Consider the following 516-nt stretch of genomic DNA (forward strand, 5'->3'; position numbering starts at 1 on the left):
GGCCCGCGGCGCATCAGGGCGGGCGGGGCGCGCGATCACCTGCTCGGGGCGCATGCGGTCTCCGGTTTCGGCGACAGCTTCAAGACCGGCGGCAAGGTGGTGAAGAACGTCACCGGCTACGACCTCTGCAAGCTTCTCGCGGGGTCCTGGGGAACGCTGTCTGTCATGACCGAGGTCACGCTGAAGGTGATGCCCAAGCCTGAGGCCGAGCGGACACTGCTGCTGCGCGGCCTCGACGATGCCGCCGCCAACAAGGCCATGACCGCGGCGCTCGGCTCGCCCTTCGACGTCTCCGGTGCGGCCCATCTGCCGAAATCGGCGTTCCGGGCGAAGATCGAGGGGCTTGGCGATCTCCTAGGGGAGGGCGAGGCGCTGACCGTGCTGCGGCTCGAAGGCATCATCGCTTCCGCCGCCCACCGCGCCGGATCGCTGCGCGAATTGCTGGCGCCGTTCGGAACCGCGACGCTGGTCGAGGACGTGGCCTCTGCGGCGCTGTGGGCCACGATCCGTGACGTG

Annotated in this window: 1 protein-coding gene; it reads left to right on the forward strand. The window is 69.8% G+C overall.

Features of this window, described 5'->3' with window-relative positions:
* Positions 1–516 (forward strand): FAD-binding oxidoreductase (locus MOV74_RS40140; RefSeq protein WP_404979244.1); only part of this gene is annotated, 516 nt, incomplete at both ends.

It is taken from the genome of Bradyrhizobium sp. SHOUNA76 (assembly GCF_023006445.1).
Taxonomy (GTDB): Bacteria; Pseudomonadota; Alphaproteobacteria; order Rhizobiales; family Xanthobacteraceae; genus Bradyrhizobium.